This window comes from Martinezella lusitana (assembly GCF_010668395.1).
Classification (GTDB): domain Bacteria; phylum Pseudomonadota; class Alphaproteobacteria; order Rhizobiales; family Rhizobiaceae; genus Rhizobium; species Rhizobium lusitanum_A.
This window is the reverse complement of the sequence record NZ_WUEY01000019.1, coordinates 51,885-77,645: the sequence shown is the minus strand read 5'-3', so window position 1 is coordinate 77,645 and position 25,761 is coordinate 51,885. Positions and strand designations below refer to the sequence as shown.

At 59.9% G+C, this 25,761-nt stretch carries 22 protein-coding genes and 1 pseudogene; 11 read left to right on the top strand and 12 right to left on the bottom strand.

The window, feature by feature from the left end; genetic code table 11:
* Positions 1-30: 30 nt before the first annotated feature.
* The 5 genes and pseudogenes from GR212_RS28770 (at position 31) to GR212_RS28750 (ending at position 4,089) form a co-directional block, all read left to right on the top strand.
* Complete coding sequence (locus GR212_RS28770) at positions 31-1,815, top strand: glycosyltransferase family 2 protein (RefSeq protein WP_246726034.1); 1,785 nt, start codon at positions 31-33, stop codon at positions 1,813-1,815.
* Positions 1,816-1,854: 39 nt separating this feature from the next.
* Positions 1,855-1,956: pseudogene (locus GR212_RS28765) on the top strand (hypothetical protein); the annotation flags it as partial.
* Between the two features lie 100 nt (positions 1,957-2,056).
* Positions 2,057-2,596, top strand: coding sequence for a DUF995 domain-containing protein (locus tag GR212_RS28760; RefSeq protein WP_163991980.1), 540 nt, complete (start codon positions 2,057-2,059; stop codon positions 2,594-2,596).
* Between the two features lie 17 nt (positions 2,597-2,613).
* Positions 2,614-3,558, top strand: coding sequence for a glycoside hydrolase family 26 protein (locus tag GR212_RS28755; protein WP_163991978.1), 945 nt, complete (start codon positions 2,614-2,616; stop codon positions 3,556-3,558).
* Positions 3,559-3,588: 30 nt separating this feature from the next.
* Entirely contained in the window at positions 3,589-4,089 is a 501-nt protein-coding gene (locus tag GR212_RS28750; protein ID WP_163991977.1) for a DUF995 domain-containing protein, read from the top strand.
* 1,019 nt (positions 4,090-5,108) lie between these two features.
* Here the strand turns inward: GR212_RS28750 and GR212_RS28745 are convergent.
* Positions 5,109-5,399: a hypothetical protein gene (locus GR212_RS28745; RefSeq protein ID WP_163991975.1), complete on the bottom strand. Its 291-nt coding sequence runs from the start codon at positions 5,397-5,399 to the stop codon at positions 5,109-5,111.
* A 180-nt stretch (positions 5,400-5,579) separates the two neighbouring features.
* Positions 5,580-6,161 carry a winged helix DNA-binding protein gene (locus GR212_RS28740; protein ID WP_163991973.1) on the bottom strand — a complete coding sequence of 194 codons (582 nt, stop codon included), beginning with the start codon at positions 6,159-6,161 and terminating at the stop codon, positions 5,580-5,582.
* A gap of 110 nt (positions 6,162-6,271) precedes the next feature.
* Between GR212_RS28740 and GR212_RS28735 the strand changes: the two genes are divergently transcribed.
* Positions 6,272-7,399: an LLM class flavin-dependent oxidoreductase gene (locus GR212_RS28735; protein WP_204326806.1), complete on the top strand. Its 1,128-nt coding sequence runs from the start codon at positions 6,272-6,274 to the stop codon at positions 7,397-7,399.
* Between the two features lie 22 nt (positions 7,400-7,421).
* Here the strand turns inward: GR212_RS28735 and GR212_RS28730 are convergent, their stop codons facing one another.
* From GR212_RS28730 to GR212_RS28700, 7 genes are all read right to left on the bottom strand, one after another.
* Positions 7,422-8,279 (bottom strand): transporter substrate-binding domain-containing protein, encoded by an 858-nt coding sequence (locus GR212_RS28730; protein ID WP_163991971.1) that lies wholly within the window; start codon positions 8,277-8,279, stop codon positions 7,422-7,424.
* Positions 8,280-8,311: 32 nt separating this feature from the next.
* On the bottom strand, positions 8,312-9,079 hold the full coding sequence (locus GR212_RS28725) for an ABC transporter ATP-binding protein (protein ID WP_163991969.1): 768 nt from the start codon (positions 9,077-9,079) through the stop codon (positions 8,312-8,314).
* Positions 9,076-9,816, bottom strand: coding sequence for an ABC transporter permease (locus GR212_RS28720; RefSeq protein ID WP_163991967.1), 741 nt, complete (start codon positions 9,814-9,816; stop codon positions 9,076-9,078). The genes GR212_RS28725 and GR212_RS28720 overlap by 4 nt, the downstream gene beginning before the upstream one ends.
* Entirely contained in the window at positions 9,816-10,535 is a 720-nt protein-coding gene (locus GR212_RS28715) for an ABC transporter permease (protein WP_163991966.1), read from the bottom strand. Before GR212_RS28715 ends, GR212_RS28720 begins: the two co-directional genes overlap by 1 nt.
* Positions 10,536-10,616: 81 nt before the next feature.
* The gene (locus GR212_RS28710; RefSeq protein ID WP_163991964.1) at positions 10,617-11,471 is read right to left on the bottom strand and encodes a transporter substrate-binding domain-containing protein; all 855 of its coding nucleotides are present in this window, start codon (positions 11,469-11,471) and stop codon (positions 10,617-10,619) included.
* A gap of 59 nt (positions 11,472-11,530) precedes the next feature.
* Positions 11,531-13,207, bottom strand: coding sequence for a M28 family peptidase (locus GR212_RS28705; RefSeq protein WP_163991962.1), 1,677 nt, complete (start codon positions 13,205-13,207; stop codon positions 11,531-11,533).
* Positions 13,200-14,624 (bottom strand): M20 family metallopeptidase, encoded by a 1,425-nt coding sequence (locus tag GR212_RS28700; RefSeq protein ID WP_163991960.1) that lies wholly within the window; start codon positions 14,622-14,624, stop codon positions 13,200-13,202. Before GR212_RS28700 ends, GR212_RS28705 begins: the two co-directional genes overlap by 8 nt.
* Before the next feature lie 178 nt (positions 14,625-14,802).
* Between GR212_RS28700 and GR212_RS28695 the strand changes: the two genes are divergently transcribed.
* The 4 genes from GR212_RS28695 to repC all read left to right on the top strand — a co-directional run bounded on the left by GR212_RS28695 (position 14,803) and on the right by repC (position 19,629).
* Complete coding sequence (locus tag GR212_RS28695) at positions 14,803-15,444, top strand: GntR family transcriptional regulator (RefSeq protein WP_163991958.1); 642 nt, start codon at positions 14,803-14,805, stop codon at positions 15,442-15,444.
* Positions 15,445-15,947: 503 nt separating this feature from the next.
* Positions 15,948-17,171: a plasmid partitioning protein RepA gene (repA, locus tag GR212_RS28690; RefSeq protein WP_163991956.1), complete on the top strand. Its 1,224-nt coding sequence runs from the start codon at positions 15,948-15,950 to the stop codon at positions 17,169-17,171.
* On the top strand, positions 17,168-18,205 hold the full coding sequence (gene repB, locus GR212_RS28685) for a plasmid partitioning protein RepB (protein WP_163991954.1): 1,038 nt from the start codon (positions 17,168-17,170) through the stop codon (positions 18,203-18,205). The genes repA and repB overlap by 4 nt, the downstream gene beginning before the upstream one ends.
* 188 nt (positions 18,206-18,393) lie before the next feature.
* On the top strand, positions 18,394-19,629 hold the full coding sequence (gene repC / locus GR212_RS28680) for a plasmid replication protein RepC (protein WP_163991952.1): 1,236 nt from the start codon (positions 18,394-18,396) through the stop codon (positions 19,627-19,629).
* 199 nt (positions 19,630-19,828) lie between these two features.
* Here repC and GR212_RS36975 read toward each other — a convergent pair whose 3' ends face one another.
* Entirely contained in the window at positions 19,829-19,999 is a 171-nt protein-coding gene (locus GR212_RS36975) for a hypothetical protein (RefSeq protein ID WP_204326805.1), read from the bottom strand.
* Between the two features lie 731 nt (positions 20,000-20,730).
* Positions 20,731-21,234: an HIT family protein gene (locus tag GR212_RS28675; protein WP_163991951.1), complete on the bottom strand. Its 504-nt coding sequence runs from the start codon at positions 21,232-21,234 to the stop codon at positions 20,731-20,733.
* Positions 21,235-22,934: 1,700 nt separating this feature from the next.
* On the opposite strand from GR212_RS28675, the gene GR212_RS28670 reads away from it, so the two are divergent.
* Positions 22,935-24,824 carry a methyl-accepting chemotaxis protein gene (locus tag GR212_RS28670; RefSeq protein WP_281411085.1) on the top strand — a complete coding sequence of 630 codons (1,890 nt, stop codon included), beginning with the start codon at positions 22,935-22,937 and terminating at the stop codon, positions 24,822-24,824.
* Between the two features lie 258 nt (positions 24,825-25,082).
* Here GR212_RS28670 and GR212_RS28665 read toward each other — a convergent pair whose 3' ends face one another.
* On the bottom strand, positions 25,083-25,730 hold the full coding sequence (locus tag GR212_RS28665; protein WP_163991949.1) for a glutathione S-transferase family protein: 648 nt from the start codon (positions 25,728-25,730) through the stop codon (positions 25,083-25,085).
* Between the last annotated feature and the right edge of the window lie 31 nt (positions 25,731-25,761).

The window sequence follows — 25,761 nt, the reverse complement described above, 5'->3', positions numbered from 1 at the left end:
CAGTCCCAGGTCGTGCAGGACGAGCCTTTGATGACGCCGGTTCTGCAGAGTCGCCAGCGCGCCGAATATATCGCCTGTGCCGCCTTGTGGCTTGCCGCGCTCGCCTATTTCTGGAGCTGGTGGTTCACACCCTCGCATCATGTCGATCCCATGGGGTCCGTGCTGCTGACCCTGGTGCTGGCATGGGTGACGATCATTCCGGCCTATTTCATAATCGTCTTCTTTCGCGCGCAAAGACCGGCCGGGCGGCTGCGGCTGCCGGCGGGCAGCCGCGTCGCGATGGTGGTCACGAAGGCGCCGCCGGAGCCCTTTGCGGTGGTGTCCAGGACTTTGAGCGCCATGCTCGCGCAGGACGTTCCGCACGATACCTGGCTTGCAGACGAGGATCCGTCGCCCTCGACGCTGGATTGGTGCCGCATACATGGCGTCCAGGTGTCCACCCGCAAGGGGCGTGAAGATTATCATCGCCAGACCTGGCCGCGGCGCACGCGCTGCAAGGAAGGCAACCTTGCCTTCTTCTACGATCATTACGGCTATGAAGCCTATGATTTCGTCGTGCAGCTCGACGCCGATCATGTGCCCGAACAAGGATATCTTTTCCAGATGCTCCGCCCCTTCGCCGACCCGGCGGTCGGCTATGTATCCGCGCCAAGCATCTGCGATCAGAATGCGAGAGAGAGCTGGTCGGCGCGCGGCCGACTTTACGCGGAAGCCAGCATGCACGGGTCGCTTCAGGCGGGATTCAATCGCGGACTGGCGCCGCTTTGCATCGGCTCGCACTATGCCGTTCGCACCACGGCCCTCAGGAGCATCCGCGGGCTGGGCCCCGAGTTGGCGGAGGATCACTCTACGACCCTCATGATGAACGCGCACGGCTGGCGCGGCATTCATGCGCTCGATGCCATCGCCCATGGCGACGGTCCCCGCACGTTTGCCGATCTCATCACGCAGGAATTCCAATGGTCGCGCAGCCTGATGATGATCCTGCTGCGGTATTCGCCCGGTTTGATCAGACGATTGCCGTGGCGTCTCAAGATGCAGTTCCTGTTTTCGCAGGTCTGGTACTCGCTCTTCTCGCTCTTCATGGCCGTGATGTTCATCTTGCCTGTGATCGCGCTTAGCCGGGGAAAGACCTTTGTTGACGTCTCCTATCCGGACTTTCTGCTTCATTTCCTGCCGCAATCGATCCTGCTAGTTCTGTTTGCCTATCGGTGGCGCAGCACACATACGTTCAGGCCGTTCGATGCCGGGATCTTGAGCTGGGAGATGACCTTGTTCCTGTTTGCCCGGTGGCCATGGGCGCTCGTTGGGGCATTGGCGGCTGTTCGCGATTGGGCGACTGGATCCTTCGTGGATTTCCGCGTTACCCCGAAAGGGACGTCGGACGTCGATCCGATACCGTTTCGAGTGCTTGCGCCCTATGCCATGCTCTCTCTGGTTTCCATCCTGCCGGTGCTGTTTGTCACTGCCGGCGAAGAAACCGGCGGCTTCTACATCTTTGCAATCATGAATGCCGCCATCTACACGACATTGCTGCTGGTCATCCTCCTCCAGCACGCTCGCGAGAACACGGTCAGCACCAACAAGCGCTTTTACCGTCCGGCGCTCGCCAGCGGCCTGCTCGCGCTCACTGCCCTGCCCTTTGCCGGCATCATCGAGCACGGCCGCGAAGGTGTTCAATCGCTGGCCTGGAACACCAACGGCTACGCGTTGTTCGACGATCGCTTTTCGGTGGCGGGAGCCGGCATCGGCGGACGCGGCTTGCATAGGCTGGTGCTCAATCCGCACTGGCGCGCGAGCAACACGAGCAACTAGGGGCTCATGACGGAAAGGGCGCTACTGGCGGGAACGCACATGAAAATAGCTGTTATCGGAACCGGATATGTCGATCTGGTGGTCAGCGGCGCAAACTTTGCCGAATGGGACAGCCATGTCGTTTGCGTGGATAAGAACGCCCATGGCGACCCAAAAGAATGCGCAGCGCAGCGAAACCGACGGCGAGCCGTGAAAGCAACAACGGCAAGGCACGCCTCAATCACCATGCGGGAGAGATAAGATGACGCCATCAGGGAACACGACCTCCTTTGTCGCTGCCGGGGCAATAGCACTCACGCTCGTCCTCGGGTTTGCCACGCAGGGCAATGCGGCCATTGCCGCGGCGACCACCAAAGTGCCCGATGGCGCAAGGCCGATGACGGCCGCCGAGCTCTACATGCTTTATCATGGCAAGAGCTGGCGCTGGCCCGATGGCGCGGGGCGGATGCAGAACAACGACCGGCGGTTTTCCGCCTGGGTCGATGGAACGGGCGGGCAATCCTGGGCCGAGGGTCGCTGGACCGTGTCCGACGCGGGGCGTCTCTGTTTCGATGCGACCTGGCACGCGACGAACGGCCAGTTTCCGGCCAAGACCTGCTTCGTCCACCGCATCTATGACGGAACGATCTATCAGAAGCGCGAAACAGGCGGAGAGTGGTTCGTATTCCGCCATCCCGTGACCAAGGAAACCGACGAGGCGGCCAAGTTGATCGCCGACGATCTGGTCTCGCAGCGACTGGAGGCCATGAAAGCCTCCCTGAGCGTCCGCAAGACCGAATAGGGGAAGGAGACAATCCGATGAAAACCCTGTCAAAGCTGACGAGCGCTTTGCTTGCGACATGCATCCTGTGCGGCGGTGTATACGCAGCCAGCAGCGGCCTGGACGCGAAGGCCGAAAACCGACCTCTCTTTCATGACAAGCGGCCGATCATCACCGCGGAATCGCTACCGGCCGGTGCCTACGATCCGAACGGAGACTTTTCCAACGACCCCAATCCGAAGATCGAGCATCTCTTCCTGCCGTGGGAGGACGTCGATCTGTCGACCTTGAGTACGGCAAACGACTATGCCCGCAAGCGTGGACGGTCTCTGCTGATTACGATCGAGCCCTGGTCGTGGGCCCGCGACTGGCGCGTCACGCCGACCGATCTTCTGAGCGGAATTCTCGCCGGCCATTACGATTCCAACATGACTGCGATCTGTTCTGCGGCAGCCAAGCTCGACAGGCCGGTCACCATTCGCTGGGCCCAGGAAATGGACGAGAAAAACGGGCAGTTCACATGGGCCTACTGGAAGCCGGAGGACTACGTGAAAGCGTACAGGCACGCCATCACCGTATGCCGCAAGAGCCTGCCCTCGGCGAAATACATGTGGTCGCCGATGGGGAAGGAAGGGCTCGAGGCCTACTATCCCGGCGATCAGTTTGTGGATGTGATCGGGCTGTCGGTCTTCGGCTACCAGCCTTTCGATCAACGCAAACTGGGACGGGACTCGACCTTTGTGGAAGCGACCAAGCCCGGCTACGACCGCGTCAAGCGCTTCAAGAAGCCCATCGTCATCGCCGAATTGGGTTATCAGGGAAATGAGGCCTATGTTCACGCATGGGCCGAGGAGGCCAACAAACCCCATGCAGAATTTCCCGATCTGACGGCAGTCGTCTATTTCAACGACCGTGAGATCTATCCCTGGCCGGACGGTCTGGGCCGACCGGACTGGCGCGTTGCCAGCCCGCTGTTGAACTGACTGCCGTCACGGAAGTTCGAGGAGAAACACATGCCTTCGTTCCGCTTCACTATCTTGAGCGCCATGGTCCTGATGCTGGCCCTGGCCGGCACCGCGAGCGCGGCGACGCAGCATCAACTCGACCGAACGACGGCGCGCGCAGCCCATCAAGCCGCTCCGATGAGCGCCGCGGCGCTTAAAAAGCTCTACGCGGGTCGTTCCTGGATATGGAAGGACGGTGCTGGCTTTTTCTCGCGTCATCATGGCCGCTTTACCGCCTGGTCGCATACGGGCGCTCAGAGATCCTATGCAAGGGGTACCTGGTACGCGACCGATCGGGGGAAGCTCTGCATGAGCGCCATCTGGTACAGCCGGAAGAGCGCGGCACCCAACGTTTCCTGCTTTCTGCATCGTCAGCGAAGCGGGATCATCTATCAGAAGCGCGCATCAGGCGGAAAATGGTATATATTCCGTCATAATCCGATCAAGCATGATGACGAGGTTCTGAAGCTCCGGCCGGGCGACTATGTCCGCAAACACCTGCCCGGTTGAAGTCGAATACCTATAGGGGCCAATGCGAGGATGACGGCGAGATTTTCGTCCCACCTGTTCGTCGAACCGCCATCCGAGAAATGCCCCTATTTTTCATCGGGAGCAACGGGCGACAATCGCCGGCTCAATCAAAATATCCCGCGGTTGTGGCAATGCGACGTTCTTCCGAACCCGCTTGGCGTACAGATATAGGGCGACCCCTTGAAATAGGCTTCGGAAGAGACCTTCGTCGTCCTGGCAAGCGACCTGCCGCTATAGAAGACGACATTGTTCTTCTCATACTTCTTCATATACAGCTGAATGGTCTTGCCCCTGGTGCCCGCACTCTCGGCGGCATTGGCATTTGTATATGCGACGGAAGACGATGCAATCACGAGTATTGCCGATACAAGGGTCCGAAACCGCCGAACAGGGAGACCGCGATCCCGAGAGTTTCCATCAAACCCCATAAGCCTATTCTCCTCGAGAAAACTACTTTTCGATTCTATCGGGAAAATATTTAAGCTGTTCCTAAAGGCATCTTGAAAACATTAACGAAACCGCTTGCTTCCGGCTCGGCTTTGCAGCGATGCCGTTCGTAGGAGCATTCAGGTGGCGCGAGACCCGACAGCAGCCCGGAACTTTCGATCAGGCATCCATAGCCCTCTTTCGTTCGTCCACAGAGGTGCTGTTGCCGGTTGGGATCCTTTTCCGAAGAGATTAAGAATCGCGCACGCGCCGAGGCCATACCTCTCTGGTTCCACCAGCCTCGCGCCACAGCGAGGGCCTCCCGCATGACTACGCCATAGCCCGAGTGAGGTGCGCAAGATGATTCTCCCCGCCGCAAGGGCGGAGGCGACAGCCTTCGCTGGCTGGCTCAACACGGCCCAGCCTTTGATTGTCGAAGGAGTCTTCTAGGGAGACTGCTTTGTCACCTGGCGCTATCGGAAAATCGATGGGACGCTTCAGTTCCGCAGGTTTGAAGCAACTTTGGCGCCCACGGAAAAATTGCCGCGCTGCGCCTCTTTCAGCTCACTCCGTCATCCGCCGGCGTAAGCGGCCTGCTGGTCGGACTCGGGAACTCCGGCAAGCGGCGAAATGCTGTCATCGGCGGTTTTGCGGATCGTAATTTCAACACCTCCGATGCTCACGCCATCGTCGGTGATATCCGGGACACGAATGTAAAGAATCTCCGAATACTCACGAAACGTGCGGGCTATCAGCTCATAGACCGCGAGTGCTGTATTCTCCGGCAATTCGTCAATCGACACGGTTTTGCTCGGCTGCATAGGAATCCCTTTGCACAAATCGAACGCCTTGAACTGGTTCAACGATCGGCTGCATTATAGCCGGTATGTGTCGCAAAGATACCCCAGAAAGTTCACCAGATTGTCGCAAACTGTCACAAGCCCGATCGTGGATCTTCGGCTATCGATAGCTCAATTCGGATAACCAGGACTATGGCGCGGCTTCTCGCATGGGACAATGTCGGACCACGGCCGGGAAAAGCGTCATGACGGCTTCATTCGCTGTTCCCGGGTGCCGGCAGCGCGGTGGGTCGCCGCAATACGCGCGGCCTGGTCATAGATGCCCGTCAATAGTTCGAGGGTGTGAGCCGCGTCCTGAAGCCGGGTCATCAGATCCGGCACCCGCTTGACAGCCTCGATCAGCAAATCCGAGCGCACGTCGGCATAGGCGTCGGTCACCTCGCGGCCATAAGCCGTCACCTCGTAAACGACACCCGAACGCCCGCTGCCGCTTTTGCGGACGAGCCCCCCCTTGATCAGCTTTCGCAGGCTGTACTGGATGTTGGGAATGTCGTCGCGATTGCCCATATGCGCGAGGTCCCTGATGCTTTTGGGCCGGTCGTTCATGCGGATCATGTGCAGCAGCGCGTTTTCGGGGCCGCTGGCTGCGAAATCGGCAACGGCCGAAAGGCACTGCATCTGCCAGTGACCGAACCCCTCGAAACTGCGGATCAAGGCATATTCCAGCTCGGCGACGTCGAGTTCGTCCGGGGTGCGGGCCAGATGCCAGGAACGATTGACCGCTGGCCGCGAATGCTTCGCCGACACCGTTGGATGCTTGGACATTTTCCCCCTCCCATTTCGAACAGAACGAGCTGTTGTTTTCAGATTGAATTTATAATAGACTTTCTATCATAAAATCGAAAGCGTATCCATACCAGGAGGAGGAACCTGCAATGAAAACGCCACCAAATTCCATGTTCGATGGGGATAATTTCCTGCTCGGAACATTCGCTTCCAACTGTTCGGGAGGGATGTCGGTCACCAAGATTCCGGAGCGCTGGGATGCGTCCTGGGCGAACAATCTCAAGCTCGCCGAATTGCTCGACGACGCCGGCATCGACTTCATGCTGCCGATCGCCCGCTGGATCGGTTATGGCGGCAAGACCAATTTCCACGGCGGCGTTCTGGAGACGATGACCTGGGCGGCCGGCCTGCTGGCGAGAACGAAGAACATCACCGTTTTCGCGACGACGCACACCGCCGCTAATCATCCGGTCGTCGTTGCAAAGCAGCTCGCGACCATAGACCAGATCAGCAACGGCCGGATCGGCCTCAATATCGTCGCCGGCTGGAACAAGCCCGAATACGAGGCGCTCGGCCTGAGCCTGCCGGATGACCATGAAACGCGCTACGGCTATGCCCAGGAATGGTACGACATCGTCAGGATGCTTTGGACGAGCGAAGAGGCATTCGACTGGGATGGCAAATATTTCAAGCTGAAGAACGTTCTCGGCGACCCGCGGCCGGCCCGTCCGATGCCGGTCCTCAACGCCGCCGGCTCGGATCAGGGGCGCAAGTTCGCCATCCGCAACGCGGACTTTCTCTTCACGCCGGCGATCGATCTGGAAAGGTCCAAGGATGAGATCGCCGCCCTCAAGGAGCTGGGGCGGCAGGCGGGTCGCGACGTCAATGTCCTGACATTCTCGCATGTGGTCTGCCGCCCCACGGAGAAGGAAGCGACGGATTATTGGGACTACTTCGTTCGGCAGAACGGCGACTGGGGTGCGGTCGATAATCTCGTCCGCCTCCAGTTCGCCCATGCGCAATCCTTCCCGCATGATCTCCTGGCCATGATCCGCGACCGCATGGCGGCCGGCCACGGCGGCTATCCGCTGACGGGCACGCCCGAACAGGTCGCGGACGGCATAGCGGCACTCCATGCGGCGGGCTTCAAGGGAACGACATTGTCCTTCGTCGATTATGTCGAGGAGTTCCCCTACTTCCGCGACAACGTCCTGCCGCTTCTGGCACAGCGCGGCGTTCCGACAAACGCCGTGCGCACCATGGCAGCGTCGGGCTAAGCCCGGCGCCGCCGAAGACCGGTCACTTCGGGGTTACGTCGAAGCCGAACCATTTCTGTGACAGCTTTGCGATCGTGCCGTCAGCCTTTGCCGCCGCGATCGCATCGTTGAACATGGCCTTCAACTGCGTATCGTCCTTGCGCAGGCCGACGGAGCTGCCGCGCCCGAGAAGACCGCCCTGGAAACGCGGGCCGGTGACGGTCATATCCTCGTTGCCCGGCTTTGCCGCTGCCGTCGACAGATAGGCCATGGACGCCATGATGAGATCGACACGGCCGGCCTTCAGATCGAGATCGTGCTGCTCGGTCGTCTTGTATTCGCGAATGTCGGCGACACCCTTCAGATATTTGTCGAGGAAGGTTGCGGCGATCGACGCCGTCTGCACGCCGATCGTCTTGCCCTTGAGCATCGGCTCGAGCTCCTTCACCGCCTTGGCGGCGCCGGCCTCGTCCGTTGCCAGCGAAAACACCTCGCCCTTCAAGGGAAGGCCGGCGAGCGGAGAATCCTTGAGCGTCGCGAAGGTCTGGCCGGTCGTGCCGTAGGAATCGCTGAAGGCAATGACTTCCTCGCGCTTGGCCGTTGCCGACATGCCGGAAATGATCGCATCGAACTTGCCGGCATTCAGCGCCGGGATCATGCCGTCGAACGGCTGAATGACGGTCGTGCATTCGACCTTCATATGGTCGCAGAGATATTTGATCAGCTCGATTTCATAGCCGTCCAGACTTCCGTCCGCCTTGGTGAAATTCCATGGGCGGAACGCACCCTCGGTTGCGATCGTCACATGCGTCCATTTCTTCTCTTCAGCACGCACGACGCTCGCCGTGGCGAGCGCGGCGACCATCATGATCGCGGTCAAAAATCCGGTCAGGTATTTCATGATCGAGTTCCCCATTTTGATTGAGCTTGAGATTATTGGCTGATGAACTGGCGGAAGCGTTCGGAGCGCGATCCGGCAAAGACCTCCTGCGGCTTGCCGTCTTCCTCGACGACGCCCTTGTGCAGGAAGATCACGCGGCTGGAGACGTCGCGGGCAAAGCCCATCTCATGCGTCACGACGAGCATGGTGCGCCCTTCTTCGGCAAGGGCCCGCATGACCCGCAGCACCTCGCCGACAAGTTCGGGGTCGAGCGCCGATGTCGGCTCATCGAACAGCATGACCTTCGGATGCATGGCGAGCGCCCGCGCGATGGCGGCTCGCTGTTGCTGTCCGCCGGAAAGGTGAGCCGGGTAAAAATTACGCTTGTCGGCGATGCCGACCTTGGCGAGCAGGGCTTCCGCCTCTTCGATGCATTCGGCCCGCCCACGACCCTGAACATAGACGGGCGCCTCGATGACGTTTTCGAGCACGGTCTTATGGGACCAGAGATTGAAGCTCTGAAACACCATGCCGAGCTGCGAGCGGATACGATCCACCTGTCTTCCATCTGCAGGCCGGTGTGCCCCGCGGGCGTTGCGCTGCATGCGGATCGTTTCACCCGCAACCGTCACCTCTCCGGAATCGGGCATTTCGAGCAGATTGATGCAGCGCAGGAACGTCGATTTCCCCGAGCCGGACGAACCGAGAATCGAGACGACGTCACCTTCGAGAGCGTCGAGCGATATCCCCTTGAGCACTTCGACCGGACCGAAGCTTTTGTGCATGTCACGCACGCTGAGTGCGACTGGCGTGGCCGTCATTGCGGTTCTCCTGCTGGGGCCGCTGCAGCGGCAATGTCGCGCGTCACCGGGAGAGGCGGGCGCAAATGCGGGCTCAGCCTGTATTCGGCAAGCTGGATGAGGCGTGTCAGCACGAAGTTGATCGCGAGATAGATCGCGCCCGAAACAGCAAAGACCTCGATGGCGCGGTAGGTCTCCGAAATGATCTTGGCGGCGACACCCGTCACCTCCATCAGCGTGATGATCGAGGCAAGGGATGTCGCCTTGACCATCGAGATCATCTCATTGCCATAGCCCGGCAGGGCCTGGCGGATGGCAAGCGGCAGCACGATGCGCCGAAACATCATGAGCCGATGCATGCCGCAGGCCCGCGCCGCCTCCACCTGCCCATGCGGCACGGAGAGCAGGCCGCCGCGAATGATCTCGCTGGCATAGGCGGCCGTGTTCAAGGTCAGCGCCAGGACGGCGCACCAATAGGGATCGCGCAGGAGCGGCCAGAAAATGCTGTGGCGTATGGCGGGAAACTGGCCAAGTCCGTAATAGATCAGGAAGATCTGGACGAGGAGCGGCGTGCCGCGGAAGACGAAGACATAGAGCCGAGCGAACCAGTCCAGCACGATGACGCCGGAAAGGCGTGCAAGCGCCAGCAGCAAGGCGAGGATGGCGCCGAGGCAGATCGAGGTCACGGCAAGCTCGATCGTCAGCGGGATGGCGGCGACGAGGCTTACGAAGGTCTCTTCCAGGAATTGCCAATCCATCAGCGTTGCCTCACACCGCGCGACAGTTGCCGCTCGGCCTGCTGGATGATGAAGCTGGAAAGGGTCGATATCATCAGATAGATCACCCCGGCGATCAGGTAGAAATCGAATGGAAGTCCCGTCGAGCCGGCGCCGACCTGCGCCTGCCGCAAGAGTTCGGCGACGCCGGTGATCGATACCAGAGCGGACTCCTTCAGCACGACCTGCCAGACATTGCCGAGACCCGGCAGCGCGTGGCGCAAGGTCAGCGGCGCGATAATCCGGCGCAGCCGCAGCCAGCGCGGCATTCCGCAGGCGATGGCGGCCTCGATCTCGCCGGGATGCACGGCCTTGAAACCGCCCCGGAGCACCTCGGTAAACTGCGCGCCGGAGGTGACGCCGACCGCAAGGGAACCGGCAAGGAAGCCCGGAAAGCCGAGGAAGCCGTCCGCCCCGAAGAGCTTGCCGATGGCCGTGACGACGGCGCTGCCGCCGAAGTAGAAGAGATAGATGACCAGCAGATCGGGGATGCCGCGAAGAACCGTCGTATAGGCATCCGCCGTTGCGCGTGCGAAGCGGTTGCCGGCGATCTTTCCCCATGCGCCAAGGGTTCCGATGCAGGCGCCGACCGCATAGCCGGCGATCGCGACAAGAATGGTCATCCACGCCCCTGCCAAGAGAGCATGTCCCCAGCCGTCCGGCCCGAAGCCGGCAAGCTCGAATAGCGTAGGCTGGTTCATGCGCTAGACCCCGAAGAGCGGATTTTGGCAACTGGTGTCATGGTCTTGGCCCCGGCTGGACACGATGCGCCATCATGACGATCAGTTGGTATCGAAGGTCGGCGTCAGGTCGATCTTGCTCCATTTTTCCGAGAGCTGTTTGATCGTCCCGTCCTTGGCGGCCTGCTTGATGGCGTCGTCGAACTTCGCTTTCAGATCGATCTCGCCCTTGCGCATGCCGAGCGCGACTTCGGTTGCCAGCATCGCGCCCTTCACCAGCGGGCCGGACATCGTCAGATCGTCGTTGCCGGGCTTGCCGAGCACGGAAGTCTCATAGACGCCGCTATCGAAAGCTGCGTCGATACGGCCTGCCTTCAGGTCGAGATCGCGTTCGCCGGAACTCTTGTAGGCGCGCACCGTAACGTCGGAGCCGAAATAGCCGGTGATCAACTGCTCCTGGCTGGTCGACTGGACGACGCCAATGGTCTTGCCCTTGATTGCCTTGCCGATTTCCGCCATCACCGGATCGGCCTTGGCCTTGTCGTTGAGGTTCAGCCGCTCGCCCGACATCGGCAACGGCGGCACCGTTCCATCCTTCAGAAGCAGGAAGCTTGCGACACCGCTCGCATAGGGCACGGTGAAATCGACCACCTGCTTGCGCTTCTCGTTGATGCCGAGCGTCATGACCAGATCGAACTTGCCGGCATTGAGGCTCGGGATCATGGCGTTCCATTCGCCGGCGATCAGCTCGCAATCGACCTTGGCGCGCTTGCAGAGGTCATTGATGAGATCGACATCGAAGCCGGCGAGCTTGCCGCTCGAATCCATGAGATTCCAAGGCGGGAAAGCCCCCTCGATGCCGACCTTGACATGCGTCCAGTCCTTGGCGCCGGCGGTCAGGGGCGCGAGGAAGGCAATCGCGCCGAATACGGCGGCAAGCAGATGTCTGTTTTTCATTTTCGTTCCCTTTTTTCAGCCGCTTGGGCGGCCTGTTGTCATATTCGGTTTTCGCCGCGTCAGTCCTCCAGCGCCGCTCGCAAGGCCGCATTGGCCTCCCTCAGCGCATGGGCAACGCGATTTCTCGTCTGACGCGCGTGAACAGCGCAGAACGCCGTGTCCGGCGACCCGGCAGGCAGCGCCGCCAGGGCGCGCAAACCCTCCAGCGATGGCCAGGCCGGGTGGGGAAGTGCGCTGTCATGGTGGAAGCGCTCGCCGCTCGTGTAGTTGAGCGGCACGAGATGGCGGCCGGCTCGCATCAGCGACGCATTGATGCGCCCTGCCTTCTCCGGCGATGAATCTCCCGTTTCCAGTATCGCTTGCGCGCAGACCCTCAATTCCTCAACGGCCCGGGAAAGGCCGGAAATGTCGAGGCGGCCGGCAAGCTCCTCCTGCAGCCTTGCGATCTGTTCGCCAAGGGCGGCCGCATAGACAGAGTAGTCGAGCGGCAGGACGGGCGACGTCAGCAGCCGCCACAGAACCTCAAGAACGATCGCCGTGTCGCGGCTCAGATTGCCCGGATCGATATGGTCTGCCGTGTCGTGCGGCGTGTGCCACCACCAGCCGAGCGCCGTCAGCATCTTGACCGGCCCCGGCGGCTGATGGCTGAGGCTGCCGAACATCGAGGGGATGCCGACACCCCAGAAGGACTGGTCCGCCGCGCGGCCATGCCGCCTGCCGGCATGCTTCTGTCCGGCAACGCGTTCAATCACCTCCGCGGCCAGAGGCCTGAGTTCATCGATGACGCCGGAATTGGTGAGAATGGTCGCACCTTCGCCGCCGGTGGAATCGACATTGACATGGACGGCGCAGCGGCGATCGAGTTCGTCGAAATATTCGTCCGCATACCAGGCAGAGCCGGAATAGCGGCCATGCGAGTGCCCGGACCAGAAGCAGATGCGCAAGCCCCGGCGCCATTCGGCGGCACGAAGAGCAAGCAGGCGCGCAGCCTCCAGCATCGTCGCATTGGCGCCGCCATTGTCCATCACACCGAAATGCCAGGTATCGTGATGGCCGGAAAACAACACGAACGGCGCGTCGTCCCCTGCCGGCTGGAGTTCGGCGACCAGCAGCGGCGTCTTGCGCCAGCCGGTATCGACTTCCGCCGAAAGCGTTGCCGCCACCGCCTCGCCGCGTGCTAGTCTCCCGCGCAACCGATCGCCATCGTCCTTGGCGATCGAGCAGATGACCGTCGCCGGCAGCTTGCCGCGCGTATGTTGCGACGGACTGCCCCAGACCGGCGACACGCACATTTCATAGAGATGCTCGTTCGGGCTGATATGAAGTTCGCCGAGCGCACCGGCGGCACTTGCCAAGGCTGCGACTTCCTCGGTTGCGATGCCATCGACCAGAACGATCTTGCCGGCAACGTCCTTGCCGGCGAAATCCGCTTCGCTGCCCTCACCGACATGGATGAGGTCGCCGATTACGCCTGTTTGCGATGTGGCGGCCGACATGGAATGGGTGATGCAGCGAAGGCTCTCGCCGTCGACCTCGACCCTGGCCGCGCCCGGAAGACTGATGAAGGCGTCGTGGGACAGAAGCGTCGTGCGATAGCCATAGGCATCCATCCGCGCCTGAAGATAGCGGAAGCTTTCCAGCTCCTCGGCCGTTCCCGACAGCTTTACGCGGCGCGCAAACTCGCCGATATGCGCCATCAGGCGCTCGCGGTCGGGCTTTGGAAGCGCCTCAGCCATGGACCTTCTCCGGAAGCGGCGGCTCGACGTCGTCGGGAATCGGATTGACGAAAGGCGTACCCTCGAGGCGTGCCCTGTGGTCCGTCTTGGCCGCCTCGATAAGCGCGGGATTGCGGATCAGTTCGGCGGCCGTGCTCGCCATGACCTTGGCGGCATGTTCGGTTCCCTTGTGGGCGGCAGGCAGCTTGCCTTGCGCGACCAGCTGCCAGGAGTGGCCGGGCGTGCCGATGGCGTAGGTGGCGCCGCGCATCTGCACGGTCGGAACGACCCAGCTGACCGTTCCGACATCGGTGGAGCCGACCAGCGTGCCGTCGCCGGCATTCAGCGGAAAGATCTCTTCGCAGAGCGCCTGCCCCTTTTTCGGCTTCAGGGCAAAGCGGCCATAGGAGGCGGCTATGTCCTCGGCATTGAACGTCTGCTGAAACTTGCGCGCCGTCTCGCGGTCCGCATCATCGAATACGGGAGGCCCGAGCCGTTCCAGCTGGGCGAACATGCATTCCTCGAGGGTCGTGTTGCCGACAAGATTGGCATCGCCGCTGATGATCTCGCTGCGAACGGTGGTCTCGGTCATCAGCGCAGCGCCTTCGGCAACCTTCTTGACGCGGGCGACCAGCAAAAGAAGTTCCGGCAGGGTGCGGGCGCGCACGAGATAGCGCACCGTGGCGCGTGCCTGCACCACGTTGGGCGCTGCACCGCCGGCATCGGTGATGGCGTAGTGGATGCGCGCCGTCGAGGGCATGTGCTCGCGCATGTAGTTGACCCCGACATTCATCAGCTCGACCGCATCGAGCGCGCTGCGCCCGAGATGAGGCGTCGCGGACGCATGTGACGCACGGCCGGAGAAGTGAAAGTTGATCTCGTTGCAGGCAAGCGAGATGGGGTTGTTGACGCCGGCAAAGGCAGCCGGATGCCAGGAAATCGCGATATCGACATCGTCGAAAACGCCCGCGCGAACCATGAAGCCCTTGGAGGAACCGCCCTCCTCGGCCGGGCAGCCATAATAGCGAACCCTGCCCTTCAACCCGTTTTCGGCGAGGAAGTCCTTGACCGCGGCAGCGGCCAGCATCGAGCCGGCGCCCAGCATGTTGTGGCCGCAGCCGTGGCCATTGCCGCCATCGACGAGCGGCCGCTCTTCGGCAATGCCGGCCTCCTGGCTCAGCCCCGGCAGCGCATCGAACTCGCCCAGGATGGCGATGACCGGACCGCCCTCGCCGGCCTCGCCCATGACCGCCGTCGGCAGTCCGGCAATGCCGCGCTCGACCCGAAAGCCCTGGTCTTCCAGCATTTGGGCATGTTCTTCCGAGGACCGGTACTCAAGGTAATTCGTTTCCGGAATCTCCCAGATCCGGTCGCTGAGCGCGAAGAATTCGGCGCGTTTTTTCTCGACGATATCCCAGACCGCATCGGAATTTTGCATGGGCTTGCTATCTGCCTCGCATAATGGATACTAAATTGGTACCAATTTATGTGCCAATTAAAATGGATGCGCAAGAGATGAGCATGAATATTTTTTCGGCAACGATAACGAGCGTCGTTGTTGAAAAATGCGGACCTATGATAGTCATCGCCAAATTGGGAAGGTCTGGGAGAGCTGCATGAACTCGCTGGAAGCTGAAGCGACAGCGCGGACACACGAGGGGGAAACGCCCGACGTGACCGAGCTCATTCTCCAGGACATTCTGGCCGGCAGGCTTCCGCCCGGAACATGGCTGAAGCAGATCGACCTCGAACGACGTTATAACTGTACGCGCCCGCAAGTGCGGCGGGCGCTCGACAGGCTGGTGCAGAAGCGGCTCGTCGAGCATATTCCGAACCGCGGCTATCATGTCCACGAGCAGGACGGACGCCGCGCCCAGGAAGTCAGCGACATCCGCGTCATTCTCGAAGTGGCGGTCAGCGACCGCATCGTCGCAAACGCCGGCAAGGCCGATATTGCGCATTTACGCGCACTTGCCCTGCACTTCGACGATCTCGTGCTCAATGGCACCATGCTCGAGCTTTACGAAGCCAACCTCGCCTTTCATCGACATCTGCTGGCGCTTGCCGGCAATCAGGAGCTCGTCGAGCTGATCACCGAAATCCGGCAGCGCACCTCGTCGGCGCCGGTGTCGCAATGGCGCACGCGCGCCCGCGTCGAGCAGTCCGGCCGCGAGCATCAGCAGATGGTCGATGCGATCGAAAAGCGCGACGTGACCATGCTGCAGGAGCTGACGCGCAAACACATCCTGCAGTCTTAGGGAAGATCAGCCATAAGATACGGTGCGATCGAACCGAGGCCCGCATGACGCAATTGTCCCTGCCAACCTCAGGGATTTGCCGTTGCCGCGACGCGGCCTTGCAGGCGGAGATATCCGGCCGAACCTTGCCGAGAACATGCTTCTTGCCTGTGACGCTGCAGTCGCGGCCGCGCATTTCTCTGCGAGGAAGCCCCGACTCACCTCGCGCCATGCGGCGATTCTCGCCGATGGAATCATGGCAAAGTTAGCCGGATATAGGTCTATCGATTGGCGGTTGCCGAACGATGCTGTTAAATAGTGTGAGTCATTGCGTCGGCCGTTAGCGGCGGCATCTCCGAGAAAAGTCAGAAAAAGCAGTGTATTGAGCGCTGCAACAGAGAGTCCTGACTGTCACACGTTAACCGGGCGTTAACCGTTAATCTCTGGACGCCCTGACAGAATCGTGTTCTATCTTCTGGCGGGCAAAGGTCGGCAAACCGGCGACAGGCCGCCAAGAGGGACAAATGGCGATAGCAAACCGCACGGAGACAATAGCTCCTTCCAAGGAAAACGCAGGCAGCAAAATTGCGCGCCATGCGACGATATTGTCGGGCCAGCTCCAGCAGCTCAGAACGCGCATGTATCCGCCGAAGTCTGAAAAGATGCTCCGTCAGTTCCTGACCAACGAAGTGTCCAAGCTGACGTCCATTCCGGATTCGACCTTGAAGCTGATGTCGAGCGAAGGCAGAGGGCCTGCGCCCAGCCGGCTGGAGAACAACCACCGGGTCTACACCCTCGCCCAGATCAACGAATTGCGGGAGCTGTTTGCCAAACAGAAGCCCGCCGAGGCCCTGCGTTTCCTGCCGCGTCGCCGCCCTGGTGAACATCTTCAAGTTCTCGCCGTCGCCAACTTCAAGGGCGGAAGCGCCAAGACGACCAGTTGCGTTCATCTCGCGCACTATCTCGCCCTACATGGCTACCGCGTCCTTGCCCTCGATCTCGATCCGCAGGCATCGCTTTCGGCGATGTTCGGCGCACAACCGGAAATCGATGTCGGCGCCAACGAGACCATCTATGCGGCATTGCGATATGAGGAGGCCGAACGGCGTCCAATTCGCGACATCATCCGCAAGACCTATTTCGACGGTATCGACCTTATTCCGGGCAATCTGGAAGTGATGGAGTACGAGCACGAGACCCCTCGCGTTCTCGCCCAGAAGTCAGCTTCCGGCGCCATCTTTTTCGAGCGGCTGAAGCTCGTTCTGGCCGAGATAGAAGCAGACTACGACGTCGTCATACTGGACACGCCTCCGTCGCTCGGTTTCCTGACGCTCAGTGCGATCTATGCAGCCACGAGCATGATCATCACGGTCCACCCCGCCATGCTCGACGTGGCGTCGATGAGCCAGTTCCTGCTCATGATGGGCGACCTGATCAGCGTGCTCAACGAGAGCGGCGCCCAGCTCGACCAGGATTTCATTCGCTATCTCGTCACGCGCCACGATCCGAACGATGCGCCTCAGTCGCAAGTCGTGGCGTTGCTGCGCCATCTGTTCGGCTCCGACGTCCTCTTGCCGACGGCGATCGAAAGCACGGCCGTCGAAGCGGCGGGGCTTGCCAAGCGTTCGATTTACGAACTCGAAATGGGGCAGATCGGTCGCGATACGCACAAGCGTGCACGCGAGTCGGTCGACGCTGTCAATGAAGCGATCGTGCAACTCATCAATGCAAGCTGGGGGCGAGGATGAGCAAGAGCCCGAGAAAATCCATCGTTGCCAGTTTTGGTCTGCTTTCAGCCGAACTGGAAAGTGAAGAAGCTACGACCAGCCAACCTTCGCCCGCCCCTGCCCCGGCTCAGCCGGCCCGCGTTGGAGCGGGCGTCATCGGTGCTGCGCACCGTGCGATTGGCGACATTCGTGCCGAGCGCGATCGACTGCGTGCCATCGTCGAAGCCGGCGGCGGCTGGATTGAGGATCTCGATCCAAATCTCATCGATCCCTCCCCCTATCCGGATCGCCTGCCGGACGACAACCCGCATGACTTCGAGCTGTTCAAGCGCTCGATCGAGGAGGAGGGCCAGAAGGTTCCGATCCAGGTTCGGCGGCATCCATCCGCGGGCGATCGATATCAGGTTATCTACGGCCACCGGAGATGGCGCGCCGCACTTGAGCTCGGGCGCACCGTACGCGCTATAGAGGTGCAGATTTCCGATCTCGACCTCGTTTTGGCGCAGGGGATAGAGAACGCCAGCAGGCAGGATCTGACCTGGATCGAACGCGCGCTGTTCGCCGCCCGTATGGACGACGCCGGCATTAAGGCGCGGCATATCTATGCTGCTCTTTCGATCGAGGATGCGGAACTTGCCCGCATGCGCAGCGTCTATCGCGCGATCCCCGCAGATGTGATCGCATCGATCGGCAGGGCCCCGAAGATCGGTCGCCCGCGCTGGCTGGAGCTGGCTAAAATGATTTCAGCCGCGCCGGATGCATTGCAGGCTGTGCGTGCGATCCTGTCAGGCACCCGTGAAGGACAGGAAACATCGGATGAGCGATTCCAGCTGGCGCTGAACGCGATCAAGCCGCGCTCCGGTCCGAACGGCACCACCCAGATCCCGATTGCCGATTCGTCGGGAACGCGGCTTGGTGCCTGTGTGGTCTTACCGAAAGAGGTTCGAATCCTGGGCGAGGGAGCGCGGGGCGTGGACTTCATAAAATTTGTCGAAGGAGAGCTGCCCGGCTTGATCGAGCGCTTCTCCCGTCAGCGAGATAACCGTAACTCCTGACAGCTGTCAGGTTTTTTTGATTGGAAAGGAAGCCAAGCAAAAGAAAAAGGCCCCCAAACGTTGCCGTCGTGGAAGCCTTCTCTTCAATGTAGCAACTGAAGAATCGCATTTCCCCGAATCCTAGTCAAGAGTCTTTAGGCACTGTTTTTGGTGAGCGGATTTCTTTTGCCTTCTTGAAGGTGAGGAAAATGCAGGAAGGACATATAACGACGCCATTCGGGCGGCGATCGTTGGCGCTTGCCTTGGTGCGGCGGCAGATTGCCGCTGCCGAAACGGGCCGAATCAGATCAGCCGACAAATGGAAAATCTTTCGAGATGTCTCCGAGGCAAGAGAACGATTGGGATTACAGGATCGCAGCCTGGCGGTGCTCAGCGCCTTGCTGAGTTTCTATCCCGAGAACGAACTTCGTCGGGATGCTCAGCTTGTCGTCTTTCCCTCGAACGCGCAATTGACGTTGCGTGCCCATGGTATTGCGGGCGCAACGCTCCGCCGGCATCTCGCTCTTCTTATCGAAGCCGGCCTGATCCTTCGAAGGGATAGCGCCAATGGCAAGCGCTATGCCAGGAAAGACCGGGCCGGTGAGATTGAAAGCGCATTCGGCTTCGATATTTCCCCACTTCTCTGGCGCGCCGAGGAATTGGCTTCCGTGGCACAGCAGGTCGTTGCCGATCGTCTTGCCCTTCGTCGCGCAAGGGAGAACCTCACCATATGCCGGCGCGATATTCGCAAGCTGATTGCAGCAGCGATCGAGGAAGGTGCGGCCGGTGATTGGGTCTTCATCGAAGAGTGCTTCTCGCACCTCATCGGGCGCATTCCACGCTCTCCCGCGATGATGGAAATCGCCTCGATCCTCCATGACATGGAGCGTTTGCGGAGCGAAATCGTCAAGCTTCTGGAAACACAGCAAAAAACGCAGAATTATAGCACCAATGATGCTCATGGTGAGCGCCACATACAGAATTCAAATCCAGAATCCATCTCTGAATCTGAAGTCAGTTTTGAAAACGAGCAGGAAGCAAAACCTGAAAACCGAAAGCCGTCCTTTGACGGCGCGATGAAAGTATTTCCACTCGACCTGGTGCTGAAAGCCTGCCCCGAGATAAACGCCTATGGTCCGACGGGCACGATCAACAGCTGGCGAGATATGATGTCCGCCGCCGTTGTGGTGCGATCGATGCTTGGTATCAGCCCGAGAGCCTACCAGGATGCCTGTGACATGATGGGGCCGGAAAACGCGGCCGCGACGATGGCCTGCATCCTCGAACGATCCGGGCATATCAACTCAGCCGGAGCCTACCTGCGAGATCTCTCGACAAAGGCAAAGCGGGGGGCGTTTTCGCTTGGCCCTGTCCTGACCGCGCTGCTTCGAGCCAGTAGCGGAAGAGGTGCTGTTCCAGGCAAAGGTTTTGTCATGAGGTCGTGAGACGACTAACCAAAAGGCACCGATTTCAGCGAGACCGGTATTTCAGGCGGCTGTTCCCAAGATCGAGCTTCCGAGGTTCGGCCAGATCGCATGACGCTATGAAGTTTGCTGCCCTTGAAACGATACGGCCACAGCCGATCCACTCAGCTATGGCCGTCCAGTTTATCGCCGATCACTACCGACGACAGGAATGCGATAATTAACGGCAAACGCGTTCCTTGCGAACGACCCAATGGCCGTGAACCTTGTGCTTTACATTCTTGACGACGCAATCATGGTGATGACGATGGAACGGAGCAGCCTGGGACGGGGCGCTGACGGCGACAACGGATACCAGGGCGATGGCGGAAGCAAGAAACAGGTTTTTCATGTGAGCCTCGTAAGCATTGGGGGTTGATGCTGCGTGTTTACGCATGACTTTGATGCCCCATCGAGACTTAACCGAAAATGAATAGCACCCTTACAATTTCGTAATGCTCCGGTGACATTCGAGACCCAAAGGGCCGGTTGTGCTTCGGGTAAGCGCCGCATTTTCAGGGAGAGGGCAAGAGGTGGCATTTCTGACAAACTCCCTCTGCCTTCGCTTCAAAACGTGGCTGCATCACTAGGCGGAAATCAGGCCGCTATCCCGGATGCGGTTTGCATCCCCTTCGAAAGCTTTTCAGTCAGGAATGGGCCTTTCGGGAGAATAAAGCACGTCGCGGCACTTGCGATCTGCCCGTTTCGAGCCTTCAAAAGAGGTCCAGAATGCGGTGAAAAAGCCGCCATCAGAGCCGATTATGATGGAATTCCGCTCTCGATCAAAGGGCCGAGCATACAGCTGAACAGGCATATCTAGCGACTGTATGGCTGATGGAAGCTAATTGCCAGATAGCTTCACATATAGAAATTTACTCTGAAAAATCAAAAGGCTATCAAGTTTCGAATTTAGCCATCCGGACGATAATCTCGACCGCTATGGGACATATAGCACGATAGTCGCGCCTATAAGTCAAGCAAATTCCCCCTCCAAATCCCACCCAGGATTCCGTTTTTCCTGTGTCGCGGCGACAGTGGCGTCAGCAGGGTTTCGACAGGCATGATCGGACGTTTTGCAGCCGTTCAAATATTGATCGGTGACGGTCGTGACGACATGCTTTTTTTGAGTAGTTCGACGACCTCTGGAACCGTTGGCCCCTTGATGGGTGGTGGTTGGAGACGCTCGCAGAATTCACGCCACACGAACAGCGTCAGCTCGGCACCGTCGGTTGTCTCTTCCGCGGTCCCTTCGGTGAATTGTTGAAGCACTCGGTATCGCTCGTCGAGCCAAAACAGCTCTTCTACCCACGGGTAGATCGGGATGATATGAAAATGGAACGATTGCCCGGGTGCATGTCCATATCGGCCGATATAGACGCGCCGGGCATTCAGCTTCCGGCGGAGAACGGTCTGCGTCAGAGCCAGCAGCGGGCCAAGCTCGCGCAAGGTGTCCTCAGGCAACTCGGACAGATCGTTGGCGAACCGTTTCGAGGCAATGATCAGATAGCCGGGAAGAGACGAGTTCGCTCGATGACTGACGATCCATTCGTCGGTCTCCGTTATGAGGAGCTCAGGGGCAGACGGCAATGATCCATCCTTTCTCAGCGTTCAGCGAGCGCCGCCGGTGGAAACTTGAAGGTAGATTGGCGTCGTATATTTGTTCGAGCATTCACGATGTATCTCTTTCATCAGAGAGATGGGCGCCCTTGCCTGTCAAGCTCGTCGAGGCTGGAGTGGTCAAAGCCCGATAGTCAGGCGGGTGCCGAGACCCTTCAAAGCAAGTAGCGCACGGTGACAGCCAAGATCGGTCCCGCGCATTTTTGCCCTTGGGACATGAGACTTCTGTCCCGGCAGCTATTGTGCGCAGCAGGCCGGCTGCCGGCAGATCGATCACGTTGCACGCTTGACGTTGGATGCCACCGTTAAGCCCCTCGCCGCGATACCTTGGGGTTTGCCCGGCGGCTTCAGCCGCCAAGACCTCCTTACAGTCTGTTCCAGAATCCTGACAGCTGTCAGGGTTTTGGAATGGACTACTGGTTCCACCGCGACTCCACGCCCAAAAGTTCCCTCGAATGAGCCTGCCAAAATTGTCATCCATCCCGTCCACGGCAATGCGTGAACCCTGACAGCTGTCAGGATTTTTGCCGGCTTGGCTCGAATTCCAGCAAGGGCTGTATACTCCCTCGGGTTTGCCGATAGGGTAAATTCAAACACGTTCCCAAACCATCACAGTCGCAAGCGTTCCGATCGAGATGGTCTGCCTCGGGATCCTCGCAAGGGTCAAGGAGGGGTGCCGCTCATGCTTCGTTCCTCTTCCTCCCGCCGAGCATCCCATACGGGAGGAGTTCAATTCCTTCGGAACTGCAGGAGAATGCCTGCGTCTTTCGCGGAGAACGACAGGAGCATGGCGCGATGAGTCAAGATTGAACGTGGCATGATGGTTGGGGGCGTCGATTGCGAGATGCCATAAACGATCCCCGGTCTCTTCCCTCATCGATTCCAATGTATACCTCGTACCGGATCGTTAACCATTAAGGTATTAAATGACCTTCGATCCGGATGCTCAAGCTTGGGAGAGAGTAACTCCGAATATATCGGTTTGCGGCTCGCTGCATCGGCGCTGGATCTGTTGATCTTATCGTTGAAAAGCCGTGGACGGATATTCCTCATTCTTTCGAGGAAGATTGGTGGGGGCCAGATATCCTGGGTGAACGACGTTCGAGGTTCGCCAGGGTCAGGCAAAGGAAGCGCGGCGCGTCCGCATGCTTCCTTCCTCCGGTGAGAATTGATCGAATACACGCATCGATCCTCTCGCCGCCAATGGCCGCCATGATCGAACGGATGCATAGCAGGGCTGGTCGGAGGGAGGGGCAGGGCATTGAGGATTTTTCGTCATCGGCAGGACCATGACTCGGCGGAGGCGGTCGATAGCTTCCCGATGAGCGCTGCGTCGCCGCCACTTACGATCTCCGCGCTCCTGCCTGCCCTCTTCATGGCGCTATTCACCGTCGCATGCCTTCTTGTTGCGGACTACGCGCCGCCATCGACGGGGCAAATGGCTGTCGTGTTCCCCGCTCTCACCGACGAAGTGACAGCCTGGAAAGTCGTTGTGGCCGCCGGCGGGTCAATCGTCGCTCCCTCCCGATTTTCCAACGTGGTCGTCGCTTATGCGCCTGACTCAGAGTTCGCATCGCGCGTCCGCTCCGCAGGTGCACTTTTCACTCTTGCGGCAAGAGGTCTTTGCGAGCCGCTGACACAACAAACTCAACCTGTCTCAAGGTAGTCCGATGACGCTCGATCATGTCCGAAAGCTGTCCAGCATAGCACTCTGTGCAATCGTCGCCTTTCTGGCGGCGACGACCCTCACCGTCGATTGGGCCATTCAGGGTTCCTTCGGCCTTGCATCCGTACTAGCCATTATCGGACTTCTGGGTCTCGGCACGACCTATGTCGCGATGCGCCAGGGTGACGCCCTGCGGCTGATGATCGTGACCGCGCTCATGACGGAGATCGTGGCGCTGCTGATCGCCACGCGAGGGCATCCCTGGCAAACCGACATTCACATGGCGTTTTTCGCAGCATTGGCGATCAGCGCCCTCATGTATGACATCCGCGTCATTCTGTTAGGCGCGGCGCTCGTTGCCGTACATCATCTGGGTCTCGGCTTGAGCCTCGACACTCTCGTTTTCTACGGCGGCGGGAGTCTCGGCCGCGTGATTTTGCACGCGGTGATCCTTGTGCTCGAAACCGTGGCCCTGGTCTGGACGATCGCTCAGACCCACAAGCTGCTTTCCATTGCTCGTTACAATGAGGAACAGGCGCGCACGGAGGCCGACAGAGCCACCGGTCTGGTGGCGGCCGCCCGCGATGCGCAGGGCAAGATTACCGCTATTTCGCGCGCCCAGGCTGTTATCGAGTTCACGCCTGAAGGCGAGATTTTGACCGCCAACGAGAATTTCCTTTCGACGCTCGGCTATCAACTGCCCGAGATCGTCGGGCGCCACCACGGCATGTTCGTCGATCCCGCCTATCAGCATAGCCCGGCTTACGCCGCGTTCTGGCAGCGGTTGCGCAGCGGCGAGTTCGTCGCGGAAGAGTTCAAGCGCTTCGGCAAGGGCGGGCGGGAGGTCTGGATCCAGGCATCCTACAACCCGATCTTCGATGAGGACGGCAAGGTGACAAAGGTGGTGAAGTTCGCCACCGACATTACCGGGCGGGTCCGCGCCGTGAACGAGATCGGCGCGGGGCTGGGTCAGGTTGCCGATGGCAATCTGACATGCAAGATCGTGGAACCCTTCATCCCCGCGCTCGACACGCTTCGGCTCGATTTTAACAATTCGGTGGAGATCCTGCGCAAGGCCCTGCAGTCGGTCGAACAAAACGCCTTGTCGATCGACGGCGCGGCAAGCGAGGTCAGCTCGGCTGCTTATGATCTGTCGAAACGCACGGAACGTCAGGCCGCATCGGTCGAGGAAACTGCCGCCGCCCTTAGTCAGATCACTGCGACAGTGGGGAATGCCGCAAAGCGGGCTGAGGAAGCCGGTGGCGTCGTTGCCCGGACGAGCGCAAGCGCCGAAAAGTCCGGCGCGATCGTTCAACAGGCGGTAAAGACGATGGGCGAGATCGAGCGTTCGTCACGGGCGATCGGATCGATCACCGACATGATGGATGAAATCGCCTTTCAAACAAATCTCCTGGCACTCAATGCCGGTGTCGAAGCCGCCCGCGCTGGAGATGCCGGCAAAGGCTTTGCGGTCGTCGCCCAGGAAGTGCGCGAGCTGGCACAACGATCCGCCAATGCGGCAAAGGAAATCAAGGCGCTTATCGCCAAATCCGACCATGAGGTGAAATCCGGCGTTACGCTGGTCGGTGAAACCGGCACGGCATTGCAGGCCATCATCGCGGATGTGCAGGAGATCAGCGGGCACGTCGTCGCCATAGTCAAGGCGTCACACGAACAGTCCGCTAGTCTGGGTGAGATAAACATCGCGGTCAATTCGATCGACCAGGGGACGCAGCAGAATGCGGCAATGGTTGAGGAAACCTCTGCGGCCAGCGGAAACCTCGCTTCCCAAGCCGAACAATTGAAAGATCTGCTTGCGAATTTCCGCCTCGAACCGGGCCGGGAAGGTTCTCATCAGCGGCAGGGAGGCGAGTTCTCCTCGCGTGCGGCCTGAACATCGGCTGCCAGGGGCTATCCCATGCCTCCCGGCCGCGCACGAGTGGGAGAGCAATGAACGCTATGCAGATGGATCGTGATGCGGAATGACGTTTCAACTACGCCCGCTAGATGGCGGACACCGATGAGTGTTCGTTACTGATGGAGACCATCGCAGTCCGGGATGTCAGGGCGATATGCATGGGATGATCCTCCCGATCGGTATTTTTCAGGCAAGGGAGCTGCGGCGTGGACCCCGCAGCTCCGCATTGGTCGCTCAGGCAGCGCGGGCAGCGATCTCGGCTCTATGGAACGCGACGATCTCGGCTTCGTCGCGCAGCGCCTTGACGGCAGAAGGGCGTGCGTCGATACGGTCCTTCCAGGCGGCGAAGTTCTTGAGGTGGTCGATATTCACGCCGGAACGGCTGCCCCACATGGTCGCCCAGGCATAGGCGTCGGCCACGGTGAACGTGTCGCCAAACAGATACGGGCGCCCGTCAGCAAGGCGATCGTCCAGAACCTTGTAAGCCGTGAGCAGCTTGTTGGTGGTGAACGCGATACCCTCGGCCGTCAGAAGCTTGCGCATGAGCGGAATATGCTTCTGAGCAATTTCCGTGGCCATGAACACGAGCAACTGGTCAAGCTTGGCGCGCTCCAGCGTGCCGCGAACGGGAATCAGTCCCGCCGCCGGATGCTGGTCCGCGAGATAGGAAATGACGACGATCGTTTCCGCCAGTATGTCCTCCTGATTGTCCAGCGACAGCGCCGGGACGTAGAGAAGCGGATTGACCTTGGCGAAATCATCACCATTGGAGGTGCTCTTGCCGAAGACATCGAAGTGGATCAACTCGGGGGAGAGGCCGATTTCGTTGGCAATGAGCTGGACTGCACGGGAGCAGGTGTCGTCGGCGATATAGAGTTTCATAGTCTTGTTTCCTTTTGTGAGAAGCGATGTC

Bases quoted from the DNA above. Each gene is read 5' to 3' on its own strand.
- GR212_RS36975 (WP_204326805.1), bottom strand. From the start codon at position 19,999: ATGAAAAACCTGTTTCTTGCTTCCGCCATCGCCCTGGTATCCGTTGTC.
- GR212_RS28695 (WP_163991958.1), top strand. From the start codon at position 14,803: ATGAACTCGCTGGAAGCTGAAGCGACAGCGCGGACACACGAGGGGGAA.
- GR212_RS28730 (WP_163991971.1), bottom strand. From the start codon at position 8,279: ATGAAATACCTGACCGGATTTTTGACCGCGATCATGATGGTCGCCGCG.
- GR212_RS28715 (WP_163991966.1), bottom strand. From the start codon at position 10,535: ATGAACCAGCCTACGCTATTCGAGCTTGCCGGCTTCGGGCCGGACGGC.
- GR212_RS28750 (WP_163991977.1), top strand. From the start codon at position 3,589: ATGCCTTCGTTCCGCTTCACTATCTTGAGCGCCATGGTCCTGATGCTG.
- repA (WP_163991956.1), top strand. From the start codon at position 15,948: ATGGCGATAGCAAACCGCACGGAGACAATAGCTCCTTCCAAGGAAAAC.
- GR212_RS28670 (WP_281411085.1), top strand. From the start codon at position 22,935: ATGACGCTCGATCATGTCCGAAAGCTGTCCAGCATAGCACTCTGTGCA.
- repB (WP_163991954.1), top strand. From the start codon at position 17,168: ATGAGCAAGAGCCCGAGAAAATCCATCGTTGCCAGTTTTGGTCTGCTT.
- GR212_RS28665 (WP_163991949.1), bottom strand. From the start codon at position 25,730: ATGAAACTCTATATCGCCGACGACACCTGCTCCCGTGCAGTCCAGCTC.
- GR212_RS28760 (WP_163991980.1), top strand. From the start codon at position 2,057: ATGACGCCATCAGGGAACACGACCTCCTTTGTCGCTGCCGGGGCAATA.
- GR212_RS28735 (WP_204326806.1), top strand. From the start codon at position 6,272: ATGAAAACGCCACCAAATTCCATGTTCGATGGGGATAATTTCCTGCTC.
- GR212_RS28755 (WP_163991978.1), top strand. From the start codon at position 2,614: ATGAAAACCCTGTCAAAGCTGACGAGCGCTTTGCTTGCGACATGCATC.
- GR212_RS28720 (WP_163991967.1), bottom strand. From the start codon at position 9,816: ATGGATTGGCAATTCCTGGAAGAGACCTTCGTAAGCCTCGTCGCCGCC.
- GR212_RS28725 (WP_163991969.1), bottom strand. From the start codon at position 9,079: ATGACGGCCACGCCAGTCGCACTCAGCGTGCGTGACATGCACAAAAGC.
- GR212_RS28705 (WP_163991962.1), bottom strand. From the start codon at position 13,207: ATGGCTGAGGCGCTTCCAAAGCCCGACCGCGAGCGCCTGATGGCGCAT.
- GR212_RS28710 (WP_163991964.1), bottom strand. From the start codon at position 11,471: ATGAAAAACAGACATCTGCTTGCCGCCGTATTCGGCGCGATTGCCTTC.
- GR212_RS28740 (WP_163991973.1), bottom strand. From the start codon at position 6,161: ATGTCCAAGCATCCAACGGTGTCGGCGAAGCATTCGCGGCCAGCGGTC.
- repC (WP_163991952.1), top strand. From the start codon at position 18,394: ATGCAGGAAGGACATATAACGACGCCATTCGGGCGGCGATCGTTGGCG.
- GR212_RS28770 (WP_246726034.1), top strand. From the start codon at position 31: ATGACGCCGGTTCTGCAGAGTCGCCAGCGCGCCGAATATATCGCCTGT.
- GR212_RS28700 (WP_163991960.1), bottom strand. From the start codon at position 14,624: ATGCAAAATTCCGATGCGGTCTGGGATATCGTCGAGAAAAAACGCGCC.